Origin of the sequence: Rhodococcoides kyotonense (genome assembly GCF_900188125.1) — a bacterium.
Classification (GTDB): Bacteria; Actinomycetota; Actinomycetes; order Mycobacteriales; family Mycobacteriaceae; genus Rhodococcoides; species Rhodococcoides kyotonense.
On record NZ_FZOW01000001.1, the window covers coordinates 260,599 to 281,624 of the forward strand.

The 21,026-nt window shown below is 65.4% G+C and carries 21 protein-coding genes and 6 tRNA genes; 17 read left to right on the forward strand and 10 right to left on the reverse strand.

Going from position 1 to position 21,026, the window contains the following annotated elements:
• Positions 1-21 precede the first annotated feature (21 nt).
• The 4 genes from CHB96_RS01120 to CHB96_RS01135 all read right to left on the reverse strand — a co-directional run bounded on the left by CHB96_RS01120 (position 22) and on the right by CHB96_RS01135 (position 3,328).
• Complete coding sequence (locus CHB96_RS01120; protein ID WP_089242729.1) at positions 22-564, reverse strand: ATP adenylyltransferase; 543 nt, start codon at positions 562-564, stop codon at positions 22-24.
• A gap of 2 nt (positions 565-566) precedes the next feature.
• Positions 567-2,624 carry a threonine--tRNA ligase gene (thrS, locus tag CHB96_RS01125; protein WP_089242730.1) on the reverse strand — a complete coding sequence of 686 codons (2,058 nt, stop codon included), beginning with the start codon at positions 2,622-2,624 and terminating at the stop codon, positions 567-569.
• 102 nt (positions 2,625-2,726) lie between these two features.
• Positions 2,727-3,185: a TIGR02611 family protein gene (locus tag CHB96_RS01130; protein ID WP_089242731.1), complete on the reverse strand. Its 459-nt coding sequence runs from the start codon at positions 3,183-3,185 to the stop codon at positions 2,727-2,729.
• 71 nt (positions 3,186-3,256) lie between these two features.
• A tRNA-Val gene (locus CHB96_RS01135) sits at positions 3,257-3,328 on the reverse strand.
• Between the two features lie 204 nt (positions 3,329-3,532).
• Between CHB96_RS01135 and CHB96_RS01140 the strand changes: the two genes are divergently transcribed.
• From CHB96_RS01140 to CHB96_RS01180, 9 genes are all read left to right on the forward strand, one after another.
• A tRNA-Gly gene (locus CHB96_RS01140) sits at positions 3,533-3,604 on the forward strand.
• A gap of 60 nt (positions 3,605-3,664) precedes the next feature.
• Positions 3,665-3,735 (forward strand) — tRNA-Cys (locus CHB96_RS01145).
• Positions 3,736-3,793: 58 nt separating this feature from the next.
• A tRNA-Val gene (locus CHB96_RS01150) sits at positions 3,794-3,868 on the forward strand.
• Positions 3,869-3,959: 91 nt separating this feature from the next.
• Positions 3,960-4,031: transfer RNA gene (locus CHB96_RS01155), tRNA-Gly, on the forward strand.
• A 45-nt stretch (positions 4,032-4,076) separates the two neighbouring features.
• A tRNA-Val gene (locus tag CHB96_RS01160) sits at positions 4,077-4,151 on the forward strand.
• A 131-nt stretch (positions 4,152-4,282) separates the two neighbouring features.
• The gene (locus CHB96_RS01165) at positions 4,283-4,522 is read left to right on the forward strand and encodes a hypothetical protein (protein WP_089242732.1); all 240 of its coding nucleotides are present in this window, start codon (positions 4,283-4,285) and stop codon (positions 4,520-4,522) included.
• Entirely contained in the window at positions 4,515-5,192 is a 678-nt protein-coding gene (locus tag CHB96_RS01170; RefSeq protein ID WP_089242733.1) for an alpha/beta hydrolase family protein, read from the forward strand. Before CHB96_RS01165 ends, CHB96_RS01170 begins: the two co-directional genes overlap by 8 nt.
• Before the next feature lie 21 nt (positions 5,193-5,213).
• Positions 5,214-5,666, forward strand: coding sequence for a ribosomal protein L7/L12 (locus CHB96_RS30020; RefSeq protein WP_245865124.1), 453 nt, complete (start codon positions 5,214-5,216; stop codon positions 5,664-5,666).
• Positions 5,663-6,193, forward strand: a complete 531-nt coding sequence (locus CHB96_RS01180) for a GNAT family N-acetyltransferase (protein ID WP_089242734.1) — start codon at positions 5,663-5,665, stop codon at positions 6,191-6,193. The genes CHB96_RS30020 and CHB96_RS01180 overlap by 4 nt, the downstream gene beginning before the upstream one ends.
• Before the next feature lie 13 nt (positions 6,194-6,206).
• Here CHB96_RS01180 and zapE read toward each other — a convergent pair whose 3' ends face one another.
• Positions 6,207-7,223, reverse strand: coding sequence for a cell division protein ZapE (gene zapE, locus CHB96_RS01185; RefSeq protein WP_089242735.1), 1,017 nt, complete (start codon positions 7,221-7,223; stop codon positions 6,207-6,209).
• A 34-nt stretch (positions 7,224-7,257) separates the two neighbouring features.
• On the opposite strand from zapE, the gene CHB96_RS01190 reads away from it, so the two are divergent.
• The 6 genes from CHB96_RS01190 to CHB96_RS01215 all read left to right on the forward strand — a co-directional run bounded on the left by CHB96_RS01190 (position 7,258) and on the right by CHB96_RS01215 (position 12,845).
• Entirely contained in the window at positions 7,258-8,067 is an 810-nt protein-coding gene (locus CHB96_RS01190) for a pyrimidine reductase family protein (protein ID WP_089242736.1), read from the forward strand.
• On the forward strand, positions 8,064-9,626 hold the full coding sequence (locus CHB96_RS01195) for an alpha/beta hydrolase (protein WP_089242737.1): 1,563 nt from the start codon (positions 8,064-8,066) through the stop codon (positions 9,624-9,626). Before CHB96_RS01190 ends, CHB96_RS01195 begins: the two co-directional genes overlap by 4 nt.
• 57 nt (positions 9,627-9,683) lie before the next feature.
• Positions 9,684-10,979, forward strand: coding sequence for a glycosyltransferase family 87 protein (locus CHB96_RS01200; RefSeq protein ID WP_089243036.1), 1,296 nt, complete (start codon positions 9,684-9,686; stop codon positions 10,977-10,979).
• A 9-nt stretch (positions 10,980-10,988) separates the two neighbouring features.
• Entirely contained in the window at positions 10,989-11,420 is a 432-nt protein-coding gene (gene msrB / locus CHB96_RS01205) for a peptide-methionine (R)-S-oxide reductase MsrB (protein ID WP_089242738.1), read from the forward strand.
• 99 nt (positions 11,421-11,519) lie between these two features.
• Positions 11,520-12,320 (forward strand): polysaccharide pyruvyl transferase family protein, encoded by an 801-nt coding sequence (locus tag CHB96_RS01210; RefSeq protein WP_176444057.1) that lies wholly within the window; start codon positions 11,520-11,522, stop codon positions 12,318-12,320.
• Positions 12,321-12,383: 63 nt separating this feature from the next.
• Entirely contained in the window at positions 12,384-12,845 is a 462-nt protein-coding gene (locus CHB96_RS01215) for a MaoC family dehydratase (protein WP_176444058.1), read from the forward strand.
• Here CHB96_RS01215 and CHB96_RS01220 read toward each other — a convergent pair.
• From CHB96_RS01220 to hemE, 5 genes are read right to left on the reverse strand one after another with little or no spacing between them, the layout of a single operon-like run.
• Positions 12,823-15,111, reverse strand: a complete 2,289-nt coding sequence (locus CHB96_RS01220; protein ID WP_176444101.1) for a molybdopterin guanine dinucleotide-containing S/N-oxide reductase — start codon at positions 15,109-15,111, stop codon at positions 12,823-12,825. The two genes, CHB96_RS01215 and CHB96_RS01220, sit on opposite strands and share 23 nt — an antisense overlap.
• Before the next feature lie 39 nt (positions 15,112-15,150).
• A complete protein-coding gene (locus tag CHB96_RS01225) occupies positions 15,151-15,831 on the reverse strand; it encodes an HAD family hydrolase (protein ID WP_089242740.1) in 681 nt (226 codons plus the stop codon).
• Entirely contained in the window at positions 15,828-16,520 is a 693-nt protein-coding gene (hemQ, locus tag CHB96_RS01230) for a hydrogen peroxide-dependent heme synthase (RefSeq protein ID WP_089242741.1), read from the reverse strand. The genes CHB96_RS01225 and hemQ overlap by 4 nt, the downstream gene beginning before the upstream one ends.
• Before the next feature lie 5 nt (positions 16,521-16,525).
• A complete protein-coding gene (locus CHB96_RS01235; protein WP_371828967.1) occupies positions 16,526-17,884 on the reverse strand; it encodes a protoporphyrinogen oxidase in 1,359 nt (452 codons plus the stop codon).
• The gene (gene hemE / locus CHB96_RS01240) at positions 17,881-18,945 is read right to left on the reverse strand and encodes a uroporphyrinogen decarboxylase (RefSeq protein WP_089243040.1); all 1,065 of its coding nucleotides are present in this window, start codon (positions 18,943-18,945) and stop codon (positions 17,881-17,883) included. Before hemE ends, CHB96_RS01235 begins: the two co-directional genes overlap by 4 nt.
• A 148-nt stretch (positions 18,946-19,093) precedes the next feature.
• Here hemE and CHB96_RS01245 point away from each other — a divergent pair, with 148 nt between their 5' ends.
• Together CHB96_RS01245 and CHB96_RS01250 are read left to right on the forward strand one after the other, a co-directional pair.
• The gene (locus tag CHB96_RS01245) at positions 19,094-19,693 is read left to right on the forward strand and encodes a DUF3000 domain-containing protein (RefSeq protein WP_089242742.1); all 600 of its coding nucleotides are present in this window, start codon (positions 19,094-19,096) and stop codon (positions 19,691-19,693) included.
• Positions 19,694-19,735: 42 nt separating this feature from the next.
• Positions 19,736-20,998: an HRDC domain-containing protein gene (locus CHB96_RS01250; RefSeq protein ID WP_089242743.1), complete on the forward strand. Its 1,263-nt coding sequence runs from the start codon at positions 19,736-19,738 to the stop codon at positions 20,996-20,998.
• Positions 20,999-21,026 lie beyond the last annotated feature (28 nt).

A 21,026-nucleotide genomic window follows, 5' to 3' on the forward strand; every position in this document is an offset into this window, starting at 1 on the left:
CACCCCCCTGCAGGATCGTAATCATTCGGTCCAGGCCGACGCCAGCAACGCCCGTGTGTCTCGAAGCAGCTGGGGCATCACCTTCGCACCGCCGACGACGGTGATGAAGTTCGCGTCGCCGCCCCACCTGGGAACGATGTGCTGGTGCAGGTGCTCGGCGAGCGATCCACCCGCTGCAGCACCGAGGTTGAGGCCGACGTTGAATCCGTGTGGCCTCGACACCTTCTTGATGACGCGAATCGCGTGCTGCGTGAACGCCATCAGCTCGTCGCTCTCGGCTCGCGTCAGATCTTCGAGAGCTGCCACACGCCGGTACGGCACGATCATCGTGTGCCCCGGGTTGTACGGGTACAGATTGAGCACCGCGTAGACCTGCTCACCGCGCGCGACGACCAACCCGTCCTCGTCGGCCATCTTCGGGATGTCCGTGAACGGTTCGTTGGAATTGTTCTTCGACTCGGGAGCCTCGGTGATGTACGACATTCGGTGTGGCGTCCACAGTCGCTGCAGCCGATCGGGATCACCGAGTCCGGTGTCGACGATCGCGCCGTCCTGTTCGGGCATGGTCAGCTCACTCCTGAGGTGTCGGGAAGAAAGAGCGCGGCCGTCGGAGATGCGTTGTTACGGACGGAGATCCAGTCGGCGATCAGATCGACGGCACGAGCCGCCTCGACGCCGTTGACCTGGGTGCCGTCGCGGAACCGGAAGCTGACGGCTCCTGCCTCGACGTCGCGTTCGCCTGCGAGCAGCATGAACGGGACCTTCTGGGCCGTCTGGTTGAAGATCTTCTTCTGCATCCGGTCGTCGCTGGCGTCGACCTCGGCGCGAATGCCGCGCTTCTTCAACTCGGCGACGACGGCGAACAGGTGATCCTGATGCACCTCGGCCACCGGAATTCCGACGACCTGAACCGGCGACAGCCACGCCGGGAACGCGCCTGCGTAGTGCTCGGTCAGCACGCCGAAGAACCGTTCGATCGACCCGAACAGTGCACGGTGGATCATCACCGGGCGTTCCTTGACGCCTCCCGAGCCGGTGTATTCGAGCTCGAATCGCTCGGGCAGGTTGAAGTCCAATTGGATGGTCGACATCTGCCAGGTACGTCCGAGCGCGTCCTTGGCCTGCACCGAGATCTTCGGTCCGTAGAACGCGGCACCGCCCGGGTCGGGGACGAGGTCGAGACCGGAGGCCGCGGCGACCTCGGCGAGAGTGTTGGTCGCTTCCTCCCACACCTCGTCGCTGCCGACGGACTTCTCCGGGTTGCGGGTGGAGAGCTCCAGGTAGAAGTCGTCGAGCCCGTAGTCCTTGAGCAGGCCGAGCACGAACTCCAACGTGCTGGTGAGCTCGCCGCGCATCTGTTCACGAGTGCAGAAGATGTGCGCGTCGTCCTGGGTCATGCCGCGCACACGGGTCAGACCGTGGATGACGCCGGACTTCTCGTAGCGGTAGACCGAGCCGAACTCGAACAGCCGCAGCGGCAGTTCACGGTACGACCGTCCACGCGAACGGAAGATCAGGTTGTGCATCGGGCAGTTCATCGGCTTGAGGTAGTAGTCCTGGCCGGGCTTGCGCACCTCGCCGTCCTCGTCGAGTTCGGCGTCGAGGTGCATCGCCGGGAACATCCCGTCCCGGTACCAATCGAGGTGACCGGACACCTCGTACAGGTGCCCCTTGGTGATGTGCGGGGTGTTGACGAACTCGTAGCCCTCTTCGATGTGGCGCTGCCGCGAGTAGTTCTCCAGCTCGTTGCGGATCACGCCGCCCTTGGGGTGGAAGACGGGAAGACCCGAGCCGAGCTCGTCGGGGAAGCTGAACAGGTCCAGCTCGGATCCGAGCTTGCGATGATCGCGACGCTCTGCCTCGGCAAGCAGCTCCAGGTGCTTCTCCAGCGCCTCCGACGACTCCCATGCGGTGCCGTAGATGCGCTGCAGCCCCGCGTTCTCCTGATTGCCACGCCAGTACGCGGCCGAGCTGCGAGTCAGCTTGAACGCAGGTACGTACTTGGTCGTCGGGATGTGCGGGCCGCGGCACAAATCGCCCCAGATCCGCTCTCCGGTACGGGGATTGAGGTTGTCGTACGCCGTCAGCTCGCCGCCGCCGACCTCCATGATCTCTGGATCGTCGATGTCGGACTTGTCGTCGACCAACTCGAGCTTGTACGGCTCGTTCGCCAGCTCCTCGCGGGCCTGCTCGATCGACTCGTACACACGCCGCGAAAAGCGCTGGCCTGCCTTGACGATCTGCTTCATCTTCTTCTCGAGCTTGGCCAGATCCTCCGGCGTGAACGGTTCCTTCACGTCGAAGTCGTAGTAGAAGCCGTCCTTGATGAACGGGCCGATGCCGAGCTTCGCGTCGGGAAAGAGCTCTTGGACCGCCTGCGCGAGAACGTGCGCCGCGGAGTGCCGGATGACGTTGCGGCCGTCGTCGGTGTTCGCCGGGACCGGATCCACTTCGGCATCGGTTTCGGGCGCCCAGGAAAGATCGCGAAGCTTCCCGTCCGCGTCGCGCACCACCACGATCGCGTCGGGACCCTTGTTGGGAAGCCCGGTGTCACGGAGCGCCGTGCCGGCGGTCGTTCCTGCCGGCACCATGATGCGGGCGGGCAAGACGGCGGTTACGGGCATGCTCACAGCGATGTGCTCCTCGTTCGTTCTTCGCGGCCGGTAAGACCGATGACAGCCTATCGGCTACGGACCCCGGACTCCCCGTCACATCGCGCGGCGTGGCTACAGCGGACTGGACAGCCAGTTCCAGTCGAGTCCGAACCATCCACCGACGAGTGAGAACGTGCCGAGCAACCACAGGGTCGCCACTACGACGACCGTCGTCAACAGCACTCCCGCACCCTTGACGACGATGGACTGACGCGAGAACCAGTCCATGAATCGGTCGTAGTGCTTCCGCACGAACTTCAACAACCGTTTCGCCCACGCGAACTCGGACGCGAGAATCCCGAGGCCGGCGAACACGATCAACCAGCCAGGGCCTGGATACGGAATGGCGACGATTCCGAGAGCGAGCACCACGAGCCCGACAACCGCGATCGCGATGCGGTACGTGAGATCGACCGTCGGGTTCGATGCGATCTTCGCCCGGAACCGACGACGTCGATCGGCGACCTTGTCGAAGACACCCTCGTGTTCGTCGGAGCGTGCTTCATCGGTGCGGGCGTCGTCTGCTGTCACGACTACAGGCTACCGACGCCGAAAACGACGAAAGCCCCGCACAAGCTTGTGCGGGGCTTTCGCTTCTCCTGTGGTCCCGGCTGGGATCGAACCAGCGACCTTCCGCGTGTGAAGCGGACGCTCTTCCACTGAGCCACGGGACCGTGGACTCGTCGAACGAGGCAAAACATTAACACGCGCCCCACGGATTACCCGAATCGCCTCGCACCCCGTCCTCTCACGCACATGCATCTGCGTGGCAGGTGGTCCGTTCGGCGGCTTTGACAAGGCGATTTGTGAGTTCGTCAGAAGTTGGTCTAGTGTTTTCACCGCACCACGGAGAGGGCAACCGCCTCCGGGGAGCGAATGCGGATGTGGCGCAGTGGTAGCGCATCACCTTGCCAAGGTGAGGGTCGCGGGTTCGAATCCCGTCATCCGCTCGAGGCTGGATTGATCATGATTTCTTGTGATCGGGGCAATCGAAAGAACGCCTGGCCCATGGTGGAGTGGCCGAGTGGTGAGGCAACGGCCTGCAAAGCCGTGCACACGGGTTCGATTCCCGTCTCCACCTCGTAACACGACGAAGGCTGGATACTCCAGAAGGATTCCAGTCTTCTACGGCAGTACCTGCGCGATTAGCTCAGCGGGAGAGCGCTTCCCTGACACGGAAGAGGTCACTGGTTCAATCCCAGTATCGCGCACCACGCGAAGAACCCCGGTCACTTGTACCGGGGTTCTTTTCGTCAAGGAAGAACACAGCATCACGGGATGGGCAACCGTCTCCGTGATGCGAATGCGGATGTGGCGCAGTGGTAGCGCATCACCTTGCCAAGGTGAGGGTCGCGGGTTCGAATCCCGTCATCCGCTCAAAGACAGAGGCTCGTGTGAGCCTCGACTACAACTTCACAGCTCGCGCGATTAGCTCAGCGGGAGAGCGCTTCCCTGACACGGAAGAGGTCACTGGTTCAATCCCAGTATCGCGCACCACCTGAAAACCCCCCGGTACCTCGTGCCGGGGGGTTTCTGCATCGCTGTGCGATCGCAGGATTCGGTGGTGCTTCCGCGCGTTGCGGTGCACCCTGTAGGAGAAGCAGCCCCCGAACGGAAGGAGGCCCACCGTGGCCGACGAGAAGCAGACGGGAAGCGACAGCACCGAGACCCGGGCCCCCGATCCCCACGTCGACGACGAGACCCGTCGCCGCGCCGAAGATCAGGTCGCCGGACTCGACGACAGATACGCACCTGGAGCACGGCCCACGGTCGTCGTACCGGGGACTCGTGGAATGGTCTCCGGAACAGCGTTCGCCGACGTCGTTCCCGACGACGCGGAAGACACGAGCGCCTCCGCCGATGAGTGATGCGACGGACGTCGTCGAACTCGCGGACGACGACGTACACGGCTTTCTGCATACACCGACCGGTAGTCCGGTCGGAGCACTGGCACTGACTCACGGTGCAGGCGGCAACTGCACCTCGACGCTGCTGGTCGACGTCGCACACGGCTGGTCGACCGCCGGCTTCGTCGTTCTCCGTTTCGACATGGCCTTCCGCCGCGCCAAACCGAAAGGGCCACCCCATCCGTCGAAATCGGCCGACGACCGTGCGAGCATCGTCGCGGCGACCGAACGCATCCCTTACGTCGACGGGCCGCTGATCGTCGCAGGCCATTCCTACGGTGGTCGCCAGGTATCGATGATCGCGGCCGAGCGCCCGTGGCCGGTCCAGGGACTGATGCTGCTGTCCTATCCCCTGCACCCACCCGGTAAGCCGGAGAAAGCGCGCACGGCGCATCTGCCCGACGTGTCGACGCCGACGCTCTTCGTCTCGGGCACCAAGGATCCGTTCGGAACTCCCGAAGAACTACGGAATGCGATCGCATCGATACCCGCCCGCACCGAGTTCCTCGAAGTGACAGGTGCTGGCCATGACCTCTCTCCGGCGAAGTACCGCACGGCAGAGAACACACTCGACGCGGCGTCACGATTCTTCGAACTGAACACGCGGGACCGGACGGCGTCACCGAAATAGTCGAATGTTCTACTTGACGCTATGCCCACCTGGGGATGGTTCATCGTCGCTCTCGTTCTCGTCGACGCGGCGGTTCTCGCAGCCTGGCTGCTGGCCCGAAGGTCGTCGGGAAGGAATCTCGCGACGACGACGCAGATGATGCTGGCGGGCCTGGACGACCATGCGCGCGACGAGATCTACCGCCTCGTCGGACAGAAGAAGCAGATTCACGCGATCAAACTGTTCCGTGAGCGAACCGGTGCCGGGCTGAAGGAAGCGAAGGACATCGTCGAGTCCGTCGGGCGTGGCGAACCGCTCCCGACCCCCGGCGCGTATGCGCAGACGACCGGACTGGACACGGGCGCCTGGGAGGACATCATTCCCAAACTGCGTACGCTCAAGTCCGAAGGCAGGACCATCGCAGCCATCAAACTTCTCCGGGCCCGCACCGGGCTGTCGCTGCGCGAGGCCAAGGAAGCGGTGGATCGGTTGTGACAGTCACGGTAGGTACCGCAGGATTGTGGGAGGCGGAGCAACTCGCCGACGTCGCGGCAGTGACGTTCCCGTTGGCCTGCCCGCCCGGATCGACGCGTGAATCGATCGATGCGTTCGTCGCCGAGGTTCTCTCCCACGAGCGTTTCGGCGAGTACCTCAGCGATCCCGGACGCACCATTCTTGCTGCCCGAGAAGATGATTCGGTCGTCGGGTACGCGATGCTGATCCACGGCGACCCAGCCGACCAGGCGATCGCGGCGGCTGTCACGCACTCCCCCACGATGGAACTGTCGAAACTGTACGTACTTCCCGGGCACCACGGCGGTCACGTCGCCCGTGAGCTCATGGCTGCGGTCCTCGACCACGCGTCGACGACGGGATGCGCTGGTGTCTGGCTCGGAGTCAACCAGGAGAACGTCCGGGCGCAACGGTTCTACGCCAAGAACGGCTTCGAGGTCGTCGGGACCAAGACCTTCACCGTCGGCACCGAGGTGCACGACGACTTCGTGATGGAACGCGCGGTCTGACCGACTGCCGCGCTCAGCCGACCGCGGCGAAGCGCGACAGTGCCAGCAGGCGTGACGTCGCGCGCAGGTACTTCTTGCGGTATCCGCCCGCGAGCATCTCCTCGGTGAAGATCTCGTCGAGCTTCGCACCCGACGACGTGACGGGGATGCTGGCGTCGTAGAGACGGTCGGCGAGCACGACGAGCCGCAGCGCGACGGACTGGTCCGCGGCCGGGTGCACGTTCTTCAGGAAAACCGCAGTGACGCCGTCGAGCAACTTGCCGTACCGCGACGGATGCAGAGTGCTGAGGTGTGCAAGGAGCTCGTCGAAGTCGTCGAGGGTCGCGCCGTCGACGTGCGATGCGCGCTCGACCAACTCGGCCTCGGACGTCGGCTCGGGTGCAGGCGGAAGGTCGCGGTGACGGTAGTCCGGGCCGTCGACGCGGATCGTCTCGAAGATCGACCCGAGCTTCTTGATCTCACGAAGGAAGTCGGCGGCGGCGAATCGTCCCTCGCCCAGCTGGCCGGGCAGAGTGTTCGACGTAGCGACGATCGAGACTCCGCGTGCGGACAGTTCGGACAGCAGACGTGAGACGAGCATGGTGTCGCCCGGATCGTCGAGCTCGAACTCGTCGATGCACAGCACGCTGTGGCTGGACAGCTCTTCGAGTGCCTTGTTGAAGCCGAGCGCGCCGACGACGTGCGTCAGCTCGACGAACGTACCGAACGCCTTGGGCTCGGGGACGCTGTGGAAGATCGACGCGAGAAGGTGGGTTTTACCGACACCGAATCCGCCGTCGAGATACAGGCCCGCGCCGGTAGCAGGCGTCTTCTTGCCGAACAGTCCGCGCTTGCCGCCCTTACCGCGAATCTTGACGACCTTCTGCGCGAACGCCTCGGCCTTGGAGACGGCTTCGGCCTGGCTCGGCTCGTTCGGGTCAGGGATGTACGAGGAGAAACTGACGTCGTCGAACATGGCCGGTGGCACCATTTGAGCGATCAACTGATCCGACGGCACCACTGGGTTGCGGTCGACAAGACGTGCAGGCATTGGGTGAGCCTAACGACGTGGTCTCATCTACTTTGTGCGGCTATTGGATTTTGCGACCTACTTCACACCTGACGACACGCCGTCGGACCTCCTCGGTACCGAGTTGGACGACGAGGGCCTGCGGCGAGCGTATGCCTACCCGACGGCTCTGACCAGGCCGTGGGTCCGCGTCAACTTCGTGTCGAGCATCGACGGAGCGGTCACCGCCGACGGTGTCTCGGCGGGGCTGGGAACGCCGTCGGACACGCGTGTGTTCGGTGTACTACGCGCTCTCGCCGACGTCGTGGTGGTCGGAGCAGGCACGGTGCGCAGCGAGGACTACGGCGGAGTTCGACTCTCCGCCGACGACCAGGCACGCCGCAGTGCCGCCGGGCAACCGCCGGTCCCCCGCATCGTCGTCGTGACCGCGTCGGCGTCGCTCGATCCGACCTCGCGTCTGTTCACCGATACTGCCGTTCCGCCGACGGTCGTCACGTCCGCCTCCGCACCCCTCGATGCCCGACGACGCCTCGAGACGGCGGGCGCCCACGTGGTTGCCGTCGACGGCGACGTGAGCACCGCCGCCGTAGTGGCGGAACTGCATCGGGCGGGGGAACATCGTGTGCTGCTCGAAGGTGGGCCGGGATTGTTCGGAACGTTCCTGGGTGACGACGCGGTCGACGAGATCTGTCTGACGGTCTCGCCCGTCGCCGTCGCGGGATCCGCGGGAAGAATCTCGCACTCACCTGCGGCATCGATCCGTGCGATGTCGCGCGCGCACGTCCTCGCCGAGGACGACGGCACGCTGCTGACTCGGTGGGTCAGAACGCCGGAGAAGCACACCGGGCAGAATGAAATGTCGTGACGCAGAAACGAACGTTGCTCGCTGTCGGTGTCGCTGTTCTGATGTTCGGATCGGCCTGTGCCGGTGGTCCGTCCTCGCGGCCCGACGTCGCCGTCGAGCAGAACTCCCCCGGCACCCCCGACGAGACGACGACCGATTCGGCGCAGGACATCCCGGAGCTGCAGACGCCGGTCGACGACCTGGCATGGGCGGACTGCACGCAGAGCACCCTGGACGCGTACGGGCTGACGCCGGGTACTCCCGGTCTGGTGTTCGACTGCGCCGACTTCGAATCGCCCGTCGATGCGTCCGGTGAGATGTTCGGATCGTTCTCGGTCGGTGTGATGCGAGCCCGGCTCGGCAGTACACCGTCCGAAGCGCCGCCGCTCGTGCTGACGTCGGGAGCCGACCGGTCGTCGATCGCGACCTTGGCCGACATCGCCGCAGGACCGAGCGGAACACTGTTGGGCGCCAATCCCGTCGTCGCGATCGACCGGCGAGGCATCGGCCGCTCGACGGCCGTCGACTGCGTCAAACCGGACACCAGGGAAACGCTGAGGGGCCTCGGCCAGTTCGCCTCGTCCGGCAACGACGTCGTCGACCGCGCTGTCGACGTCGGCCGCGATGCCACCATCGAGTGCACCGACCTTCTGCAGCCGCAGGAACTGGCGTTCGCGACGAGCTATGCGGCCGACGACCTGAACCAGCTGCGGATGGCCTGGGGCGTCGACGCACTCGGTGTCATCGGTACCGGCAACGGGGCCTCGACGGCATTGGCATACGCCGCGCGGTACCCCGAGCACCTCGCTCGCCTCGTCCTGGACTCCCCGACCGGCATCGGCGTCGACCAGATGACACTGGCCGAGCAGAAAACTCAGGGACGCGAAGCAGCGTTCGCAGCGTTCGTGCTGCGATGCCGCGCGCTGCGCTGCTCACTCGGCGACGCGCCCCAGGATGCCGTCGCGGATCTGATGGGACGAGCTACTGCGGGCACCCTCGCACCGCTGTCCTCACACGAAGTCGTCGACGCCATCGCCTACGCCCTCTCCTCGTCGGCAGGCGATGCCTCGCGGCGCGCGCTGGATCTGTCCGACACGCTGTCCTCTGCTCGATCCGGCGACGTCTCGGAACTTCGGCAGTTGGCATCTCGTGCCGCGGCCGCATACGGGACGGACGGGCAGTTCGTCGCCAGATGCACCGACGGCCAGCAGTGGCCGTCACCCCAATCGGTGCGCGACGCGGGTGCCACCTGGGCGGAGCGGTACCCGATTTTCGGTACCGACGCGGCGATGACGGCACTGACATGCGCGTCGTGGCCCACCGCACCCGCTGCACCGCTGCCGTCGTCGTTGTCGATCCCTGTTCTGTCGCTCAGTGGATCCGGTGATCCGATGGTCGGGAACGGCGGCTTCGCCGCAGTGACCGGACTCGTCGCATCGACGGGTACCCGGTCTGCCGCGATGACGTGGCAGGGATCCGGTCACCCCGTCGTCGGGGGCTCTGTGTGTGCACAGACCGCCGTGGCCGCGTACGCCGTCGACGCGGCGTTACCGCCCGACGGGAGTGCCTGCCCGGCCTGACACGGATGCGGGGTGTCCACGGCAACCGAGGCGCCCGGTCAAGGTACCGTTCTGCGCGTGTCACTTAGCTTTCTCGAGCCTCGCAACGGCCGGACCACCGCAGATGTACTCAAGTTCGCACTGTGGCCGTTCGCCGTGATGATGGTGCTCAACCGCGTCCTCGTGCGCGCGGTGAACGGTGACATCACCGATGACTTCACTCCGGTGTACAAAGCTGCCCTTGCGTTCTTGAATCGGCAACCGGTGTACACCGCCAACTTCGATTCGGTGGATCCGCACTACCTGTACCCACCCGGTGCGACGATGCTGCTGTCGCCTCTCGCCGTCATCGACCCGGAACGTTCGCGCTGGCTGTTCATCCTCGCCAGCACGATCGCGATCATCGCAGCGCTGTACATCCTGCTTCGGATCTTCGGCTTCGGGCTGAGTTCGGTCGCAGCGCCTGCACTGCTACTGGCGGCCTTTTCGAGCGAGACCGTCACGAGCACACTGGTGTTCACGAACTTCAACGGATTCGTCCTCCTCGGCGAGGTCGCATTCGTCTACTTCCTGCTGAAACGCAAGGATCTGTGGGCAGGAGTCGCGATCGGACTGACGATCGTCGTCAAGCCGATACTGGCGCCGCTGCTGATCATCCCGTTGATGACCAAGCAGTGGAAGGTGTTCGTCACAGCGATCTCGATCCCGCTCGTGCTGACCGCGATCGCATGGCCGCTGTCCGTCGACGCGATGGACTTCGTCCGTCGGACCACCCCGTACCTGCTCGAATCACGCGACTACTTCAACAGCGCCATCGTCGGCAACGGACGGTACTACGGCCTCCCCGAGTGGATGATCTTCGGACTGCGCGCGGTCCTCGGCATCATGGTCCTCGTTTCGCTGTGGATCCTGTACCGGTACTGCCGCGAGGACCGCTTGTTCTTCATCGCCACCACGTCGGGCCTGGTTCTGACCGCACACTGGCTGCTCGGTTCGCTCGGCCAGATGTACTACTCGATGCTGCTGTTCCCACTGCTGATGACGGTGGTACTGAAGAACTCCGTGCTCAGAAACTGGCCCGCCTGGCTCGCCATCTACGGTTTCATGAGTTACGACCGCTGGCTGTCCGGTCGCTTCTACACGGCTGGTCGCGCATTCGACTACATGCGAACGACGTTCGGGTGGAGCCTGCTCATCATCGTGATCTTCGGTGTTCTCGTCGGCCGGTACTGCGCAGCACGACGCGACGGCCGGCTCGACAGCGGCATCGAACCGCTGTGGATCGAGGCGGGCGACACCGGCACCGAACAACCGGATGCCGCGTCGAACGGCGCGCGACCAGCGAAGACCACGAAGGCCGCAGAATCGTATTAGCGTGAAGGCATGAGTTCAGCGACCGACAACAATTCCGCGCCCGCCGTCCAGCACACCGATGCGGAATGGCGCGACAAACTCACGCCCGAGGAGTACGCGGTGCTGCGGCAGGCAGGCACCGAGCGCCCCTTCGTCGGTGAATACACCGACACCACGACCGAGGGCGTGTACAACTGCAGGGCCTGCGGAACCGAACTGTTCCGCAGCACCGAGAAATTCGAATCCCACTGCGGGTGGCCGTCGTTCTACGACCCGGCCGACAGCGACGCCGTCATCCTGAAGGAAGACGACTCGCTCGGCATGCGCCGCGTCGAGGTGATCTGCAAGAACTGCCACAGCCACCTCGGTCACGTCTTCGAGGGCGAGGGGTACCCGACGCCGACGGACCAGCGCTACTGCATCAACTCGATATCTCTCGTTCTACAGCCGTCCAGCAAGTAGGACCTGGAGTTACGCCGAGGCACGTCGATCCGATGTGCCTCGGCGCTTCTGTATTCAGGTCACACCCCGCCCCGGCAGACCATGCAGTATGTTTTCGCTATGACCGTAGCGATCAAGACCTTCTGGTGGCGCCAACTGAAGCTCACCGGAATTCGTCCCAACTTCGGCGACGAGTTGACGCCGGGACTGGTGAAATCGCTTTTCGGCCAGAAGTGTTCGTGGAGGCGCCCGAAGAACAGCGACATGACCGGCGCCGGGTCGACGCTGGAAATGGTCCAGCTCATGAACGCACCGGACACCCTGAAGATCTGGGGTTCTGGTTTCATGTTGAGGGACCCGCTCAACGGGAGAAACTTCGACTTCCCTCGCTTCGACGTCCACGCCGTGCGCGGGCATCTCTCACGTGAGCGCATCGAATCCGACCGCGAGGTGGCCGTCGGAGATCCCGGACTCCTGGCGAGCAGGGTGTATCCCCGCTCCGAGCGAGTGGACGGTCGCGTCGGCCTCGTCTACCACTGGATGCACAAGACAGATCCCGTCGTGCTCTCGCTCGCGCGCGAGGGAAAGATAACGTTGATCGATCCGTCGCGAAAGCCTGCCAAGGTCATCGCGGATATCACCGCCTGCGACTTCGTGTTGTCGACGAGCCTTCACGGACTCATCGTGGCGGACTCGTACGGCGTTCCGAATGCGTGGATCGAGTTGGACCAGGAAATCGGCGGCGCCGGATACAAATTCGAGGATTACTATTCCGTGTTCGACGGCAAAGCCGTTCAGCATTCGTCCGATCTCGCGAGGGACGAGGACACGATCGCATCGCTTCGGGACGAATACCGGCCGATTCCCAACCTGACGGAAATCCAGGACAACCTGATTGCGGCCTTTCCGTACGCATCGTGAGCCGAGCCGTCGGACGACCGACTCGCCCTCGTGCGGCCGATGCTGCAAATGCATAATGTGACGATGCGCACCTTCACGTCACCAGAGCAGTTGAAGTCGGCCGTCGGCGAGGATCTCGGATCCAGCGACTGGTTTCAGATCACCCAGGAACGTGTGAACACGTTCGCCGACGCGACCGGCGATCATCAGTGGATTCACGTCGATGTCGAACGGGCACAGAAGGAAAGCCCGTTCGGCGCACCGGTCGCACACGGCTACCTCAGCCTGTCCCTGCTTCCCCTGCTGAACACGGAGATCTACTCGATCGAGAACGTGAAGCTCGGAATCAACTACGGTTCCAACAAGGTTCGGTTCATCAACCCGGTGAAGGTCGGGTCGCACGTGCGGCTGCAGTCCACTCTCACGTCGGTCGACGACGTCTCGGGTGGCGCCGTGCAGATCGTGACGACGCAGACGCTCGAGATCGAGGGCGTCGACAAACCCGCTCTCGTCGCCGAGACCATCACTCGGATCGTGTTCCAGTAACCAACGTCGGCGGATCGAACGCTGTGATCGGTGGTAATTCGCCGTCGTAGCGTTCGATCTGCACCAGCACGTGCTGCCCGGTGCACCCCTGCGAAAGCGACGATGCGCCGACGTCGGCAGTCAGCACGTTGGGGTTGCCGTGTTTGCACATCGAGCCGACGTCCGACGGATCCTCGGGGTCGTACCAGGCACCCGTCGACAGCTGGACGACACGATCGAGCATCCCGTCGTCGAGGACGGCCCCCGCGAGACACGAGCCGCGATCGTTGAACACGCGTACGACGTCGCCGTCGGCGATTCCTCGTGCCGTCGCCGCCGTCGGATGCAGCCTGATCGGTTCGCGCCCTTGAATTTTCGACGCCTGGCTCGTGGCACCGTGGTCGAGTTGGCTGTGCAGTCTGGTGCGTGGCTGGTTGGCGATCAGATGTAGTGGAAAGGTCTCGGCTCGCGCCCCGCGCAGCCATTCTTCCGGTTCGTACCATGTCGGATGGCCTGCGCAATCGTCGTATCCGTAGCCGTCGACGACGTCGGAGAAGATCTCGATACGGCCGCTCGGGGTGCGCAGGGGCGCGGCGACCGGATCCCGACGGTAGTCCTCGAGGAGCGTCAAGCCGTCCTCGGTCGCCATCCGGAACGACCCGTCGTGCCAGAAGTCGTCGAACGCCGGTGTCGCGACGGAAGAGGATTCGAGGAAGCCCTGCCACTGCCGATACAGGTGACGAAGCCACTCGTCCGAGGTACGCCCTTCGGTGAATTCCTGTGCGATACCGAGCTTCTCGGCAACGGCAGCGAACGTGTCGTAGTCGTCGCGCGAGTTCGCGAACCGGGGCACAGCCGGGTGCATCGCCACGAGGAGCGGATCGTTGCGAGTGCAGCTGATGTCGCTGCGTTCGAGCGACGTGGTGGACGGCACGACGATGTCCGCGTGTTTGGCCATCGGGGTCCAGTAGGGGTCGTGCACGACGACGGTGTCGGGGCGCGCGAACGCCCGCCGCAGCCGTCCAAGATCTTGGTGATGGTGGAACGGATTGCCGCCTGCCCAGTGAACGAGCCGGATGTCCGGGTAGACCATCCGGTCACCGTTGTAGTCGAACTCCGCGCCCGGGTTCAGCAGCATGTCGGAGATGGCAGCCACGGGGATGAACGTTGTCACTGGATTGTGCCCCTGCGGCAACGTCGGCAGCGGATACGGCACCGGCGCGAGACCGGGTTCGTTCATCGACCCGTATCCGTGCCCGAATCCCCCTCCGGGGATGCCGATCTGGCCGAGCATCGAGGCGAGCGTCAGTCCCATCCACGGCGCTTGCTCGCCGCTCTTGACTCGCTGCAGCGACCACGTGACGGTCACCAACGTACGACGCGACGCCATCTCGCGGGCGAGCTCGGCGATCGTGTCTTCGGCGAGGCCTGACATCTGCGCGGCCCACGCGGCCGTCTTCGGCGTTCCGTCGGTGTGCCCCAACAGGTATCGCTCGAACGTGTCGTAGCCGGTGCAGTACTTGTCGAGAAACGCTGTGTCGTGCAGGTTCTCGGTGACGAGCACGTGCGCGAGGCCGAGCATGACGGCGACGTCGCTGCCTGGAATCGGTGCGATCCACGTTGCCTCTCCCGTCATGTCGTCCCGCAGTGGGCTGATCGTGACGATCCTGCCGCCGCGGGCGCGCAGCGCGGCCAACGCACCCTCGGTCGGATGGTTCGACGTCCCACCATGGTTGATCGAGGTGTTCTTCACCGGCACACCACCGAAAGCGACCAGCAGATCGGTGTTCTCGGCGATGACGTCCCAGGATGTGGAGCGCGAGAACAACTTCCAGTGCGCGCCGACGACGTGCGGCATGACGACGCTCGTCGCACCGGTCGAGTAGCTGTTCACCGACCGCGTGTATCCGCCGAGGCAGTTCAGGAAACGATGAACTTGACTCTGCGCGTGGTGAAATCGACCCGCGCTTGCCCAGCCGTACGAACCGCCGTAGATCGCCTCGTTTCCGTACCGGTCGACGACGCGTCGCAACTCGGTCGCCAGCAACGACGTGAGTTCGTCCCACGACACCGCGACGAACTCGTCGCTGCCGCGCCGATCGCTCGGTCCCGGCCCGTTCTCGAGCCAGCCCCGCCGCACTGCGGGTCCCGCGATCCGGGAGCGATGCCGCACCGAGCCCGGGACGTTGCCGAGAACCTGTGACGGGTTCTCGTCACCGGCGTCGGGGTGTACCTCGGTGACATCACCGCCGGACACCGAGGCACGGAACATGCCCCAGTGCGCCATGTGCTGTGCGGCCCGCACATCGGAACCCACCGTGCGCCCTCAGAGACCGTGTCGCGCCAGGGCGTCGCGCAGAGCTGTCGGCCGATCGGCCGTCGGCAACGGTTCGACGAGCGCGAACGAACACCCGATGGCGGTCGCTGCTCCGTCGGCCTCCTCGCTGTCTCCGACCATCAGAGTCCGAGACGGATCGATTCCCAACTTCTGCGTGGCATGCAGGAAGATCTCCGGATTCGGCTTGACGACCCCGATCTCGTAGCTGAGTACGAATTCCGTGACGAAGCGATCGATTCCCAATGCCTCGAACGCGGGCCTGATGTCGAACGCGATGTTGCTCAGCACCGCGACAGGAACCGATGCGCTGGCAAGAGATTTCAGCACGTCGGCGGTGTCGGGGTACGGCGTCCAGCACGACGGATCGACGACCCGGCCGTAGACCGACTCCGCTTGCCCGACGCCAATCACTCCGGACTGGTGCAGCACGTGCAAGTACGCCTGTCGATGCAGCGCCGGATCCAAGTCACGGTTCTGCCATGCGTGCCGCGTGACGTCGTCGAACTCGACGACCTCACCGACGGGCGCCGTCATGCGCCGCATCAACTCGGCGACGTGGTGGCCGTCCAACGGCGAGCCGTCGTCACGCGTCACGCCGTCGAACCACGAGTCGTCCTCGTCGAGCCGAAAAAGTGTGCCGGAGAAGTCGAAGATCACTGCGTCCGTCACGGCAGCGACGCCACGAGCGACTCGATGTCGACGCGCGGTCCGGTGAAGAACGGGGTCTCCTCGCGCACGTGACGACGGGCTTCGGTGGCGCGTAGATCACGCATCAGATCGACGATCCGGTCCAGTTCGGGCGCCTCGAACGCAAGGATCCACTCGTAGTCGCCGAGGGCGAACGACGGAACCGTGTTCGCGCGCACGTCCGCGTAGCCGCGTGCAGCCTTGCCGTGGTCGGCGAGCATGGTCCTGCGCTCCTCGTCGGGAAGCAGGTACCAGTCGATGGACCGGACGAACGGGTAGACGCAGATGTAGGCACCCGGCTCTTCGCCGGCGACGAACGCCGGCACGTGGCTCTTGTTGAACTCGGCAGGGCGGTGCAGCGACGAGTTGCTCCAGACGGGTGTGCTCGCGCGCCCGAGGGCGGTGGTACGACGGAAGTCGGAGTAGGTCGCCTGCAGGTCCTCGATGCGCTCGGCGTGTGTCCACACCATGAAGTCGGAATCGGCACGCATTCCCGCGATGTCGTAGACACCGCGTACGACGACGTCCTCTCCCCGATTCTCGAAGAACGCGCGAGCCTCTTTCGCGGCATCGTCGCGGTCGTCGCCCAGAACACCGGGTGTCACCTTGAACACCGAGAACATCGAGTAGCGGAGAGTCGAATTGAGCGCTGCATAGTCGAGGCGTGCCATGCCCCCTATCGTGCCACCTCGCAGACGGCAGCGGCCGCCCTGGTGGCCGACGAGACACACGCAGGCACTCCGACGCCTTGGCTCCATGCGCCCGCAACAGCAAGACCGTCGACGTCCGCCACAGCCGCGGAGATCGCCGCGACCCGATCGAGATGCCCGGGCGCGTACTGCGGCAGTCCCCCACGCCAGCGCTGCACGACGCTCGCCGACGGGTCGACGTCGATGCCGCTCACGCGTCGTAGATCCTGGCGCGCGACGTCGATCAACGTCTCGTCGGTCCAGTCGAGTGCTCGGGTGTCTCCGAACCGACCGAGCGATGCGCGCACGAGCGAGACCGAGCGTTCGGCGAGGTGAGTCCATTTCCGACTGGACAACGTGAACGCCTTGGTCTCGAGGCCCGCGTCGGTTGCGACGAGGACACCGGAGTTGTCGGGGAGTGCGACGTCGTGCGGCAGTGCCATCGCGACGACGACCGCCGACGCGAGCTCGATTTCGGCCGCTGCTGCAGCGGCGGCGGGTACTGCATCGGACAGGATTCTCGCGAGGGCCGGTGCCGGAACTGCGAGTACGACGGCGTCGACGCTCCCGATCGGGTCGACGTGCCAGCCGCTCGACTCGCGGCGGATCGAGGTCACGGACGTCCCGAGCATCGTGTGTGCTCTCGTGGCGGAGACCAATTTCTCGATCAGCACGCCGTATCCCCCGCGCAGCGCCCCGAACACCGGACCCGAACTCGGTGGCGGCAGCGCAGCAGAGATCGCCGCGGTCAGGCTCGTCGCCGAATCATCCAGTGCGGCAGCGAGAGTCGGCAATGCCGCACGCACACCGATCGATCCGGACAGCCCCGAGTAGACACCGCCGAGCAGCGGATCGACAGATCGGTGCAGAACCTGTTCGCCGAATCGACCGCCCACCAGATCCGCGACGCTCATGTCCTGGCCGGGCTCCCAACGCAACGGGCTGTCGGGCTCGGCTTCGATCGTGCGCCGGGTCGCGTCGTCGACGAGCCCGACGACCGACGACGCCGACGACGGAATTCCCATCAGCGTGCCGGCGGGCAGTGGGTGCAGTGCGTTGCCCGAGTAGATCAGTGGCCGTTTTCCGGCGGGATGCACGAGCTGGTCGGCGATCCCCAGTTCCGCCATCAGCGCGGGAATCTCGGGTCGACGCCCGATGAATGCCTCGGCGCCGACGTCGAGCGGGCCGTCGCCGAGGCGGACCGTCCGCAACGTGCCGCCGAGCCTGTCCGACGCTTCGACGACGACGACGTCCACATCCGGCCCGAGGGCCGTGCGCAGCCGATACGCTGCGGTGAGCCCGGTGATTCCGCCCCCGACGACTGCTACTCGACGCACCGACGTCACAGCGAGTGCACCAGCTCCACCACCCGGGTCAGGACATCCGGATCGGTGTCGGGCAGAACGCCGTGCCCGAGGTTGAACACGTGTCCCGTCGCACCGGCATCGACCGCACGGTCTGCTTCGCCGACGATGCGACGCACCTCGGACTCGACGGCATCCCATCCGGCGAAGAGCACTGCCGGATCCAGGTTGCCCTGCAACGCCTTTCCAGCGCCGACGCGTCGTGCGGCGTCATCGAGCGGGATCCGCCAGTCGACTCCGACGACGTCCGCTCCGGCCTCCCCCATCGCGCCCAGCAGTTCTCCGGTGCCGACGCCGAAGTGGATCTTGGGAATTCCGGCTGCGCTGACGGCGCTCAGCACCTTGGTCGAGTGCGGCAGCACGAACTCGCGATAGTCGGCGAGCGACAACGCACCTGCCCACGAATCGAACAGCTGCACGGCGTCGACACCTGCGTCGATCTGCGCCCGCAGGAACGTGATCGTGGTGTCGGCCAATGCGTCGAGCAGCGCGTGCCATGTCGCGGGGTCGGAGCGCATGAGCGCCTTCGTCTTCTCGTGGTTACGGCTCGGGCCGCCCTCGACGAGGTACGACGCCAGCGTGAACGGCGCGCCGGCGAATCCGATCAGCGCCGTCTGCCCCAGTTCCTTCGTGAGCAGCCCGACGGCCTTCGACACCGCGTCGACCTGTTCGACGTGCAGAACCGGCAAGGCAGCGACGTCGGCTGCCGAGCGCACGGGATTCGCGATCACCGGACCGGTTCCCGCGACGATGTCGAGGTCGATTCCCGCGGCCTTCAGCGGAACGACGATGTCGGAGAACAGAATCGCGGCGTCGACGTCGTGCCGACGGACCGGCTGCAGCGTGATCTCAGCGACGAGCTCGGGGTCGAAGCACGAGTCGAGCATGCCGATTCCCGCGCGGATCTTCCGGTACTCGGGCAGTGAACGACCCGCCTGTCTCATGAACCAGACCGGACGCCGCGACGTGGCCCGCCCGGCGATAGCGGCCAGGAGTGGCGCGTCGGGCAGCTGGCGTCGGGACGAGTGCGTGTCGGTGTTCATCGCCGTCCATGCTGCCACGGGACCGCGGCAGCGACTTCACGCAGGTACGCCACCGTTTCGGTGAGCGCGAACGAACGAGATTGCGCATTTGTTCCGATTCGGCGCGCCTCCGACGCCCGGATACGTGAGAAGTCTAACGTCCGGAGTCGTGACCAAACCCGGACCCTCTGCCGAGCCTGCGCCGTTTCGATCGGCGATCGAGGCAATGCACCGGGCCGTCGTGCACCCGGCGATCGAGATCGGGCCGATCCGGCCTCCGCAGCGTCTCGCTCCGTACAGCTACGCGATCGGCGCCGAGGTACAACAGCCGACACGCGAGGACACGGACGAACAGACCGAGGGTGACGCCTTCGGCCGTCTGATCCTGCTGTACGACCCCGACGGTGACGAGGCCTGGAACGGAACGATGCGTCTGGTCGCCTACATCCAGGCCGACGTCGACGAATCCCTCGCCTCCGACCCGCTTCTGCCCGAGGTCGGGTGGAGCTGGCTCGTCGACGCATTGGAAAGTCGATCGGAGCCCCTGAACGCCCTCGGTGGCACCGTGACGTCGACCAGTTCGGTGCGCTACGGCGACATCGCCGGACCGCCGAAAGCACACCAGCTCGAGTTGCGTGCGTCGTGGACGGCGACGTCGGTGGAGCTGGCGTCGCACGTCGAAGCGTTCTGCGAGGTGCTGGCCTATGCCGCCGGACTTCCACCCGCAGGCATCACCGAACTGAAAGGACGCGACGCGCACCGCACCTAGCGCTGTGTGCAGGTGACGCGGTAGGGCTTAGAGTCCTTTCTCATGTCATCGACCAGTTCCGAGGACCCCTCGGACACACCGAACGACGCGCCCGAAGCGACTCCTCTGCTCGCGCCCGCCGACGGCGTTCCCGCCGTCGTCACCACTGCGGACGGCGTCGTTGCCGCAGCGACACTGCTCGCGGGCGGTCACGGGCCGTTGGCCGTCGATGCCGAGCGTGCGTCGGGCTTCCGCTACTCGCAGCGCGCGTATCTGTTGCAGTTCCGACGCCGCGGCGCGGGCACGGTCCTGCTCGATCCCATTCCGGTAACCGACGCGCTCGGCCCGTTGGCCGATGTCATCAATCCACTCGAGTGGGTTCTGCATTCCGCGGATCAGGATCTACCCGGTCTCGCCGAACTCGGTCTCGTTCCTGCCACCTTGTACGACACCGAGCTCGCCGGCCGACTCGCGGGATTCGAACGCGTCGGACTCGGGGCCATCGTCGAGCGGACCTTGGGGCTGTCGTTGCAGAAGGGTCACGGCGCGGCCGACTGGTCGACGCGGCCTCTCCCCGACACGTGGCTCAACTACGCAGCTCTCGACGTCGAGGTGCTCGTCGAACTGCGCGACGCGATGGCCGCGGAACTGGAGAGTCAGGGCAAGACCGACTGGGCGCGGCAGGAATTCGAGCACATCCTGGCCCTCGGCCCGCCGAAGCCGAAGGGCGACCGGTGGCGCAAGACGTCGGGCATCCATTCGGTGAAGTCGCAGCGTGTACTCGCCGCGGTGCGCGAGCTGTGGCAGACGCGGGACCAGCTGGCGCAGCGGCGTGACATCGCGCCCGGCCGTGTACTGCCGGACTCGGCGATCATCGCTGCCGCGAGCGCCGATCCGAAGTCCGAGGGAGAACTCCGCGCACTGCCTGTGTTCGGGGGCCCGCGTCAGCGACGGTCGACGTCTCTGTGGCTGAGCGCCCTCGAGCGTGCCAGACGCCTCGACACACGCGACCTGCCTCCGAGGACGGTTCCGTTCGACGGTCCGCCGCCACCGAGCCGGTGGGCGCGCCGAGACCCCGACGCCGCCGAACGACTCGCGACGGTGCGCACTGCGATGACGGCGTTGAGCGAGAACGTGTCGGTTCCGGTCGAGAACCTGCTGATGCCGGACCTGCTGCGTCGCGTCGTGTGGGAGTGGCGACCCGGCATCGGAGCGGAGTCGATCGAGACGAGACTCGCCGAAGCAGGCGCCCGGCCGTGGCAGCGTGAGCTGGTCGTACCCGTCCTCGCCGAGGCGCTGACCCCTCCTCAAGTTACCGACCGGTAATACCGGCTACAGTGGAGGCCAGTCCGGC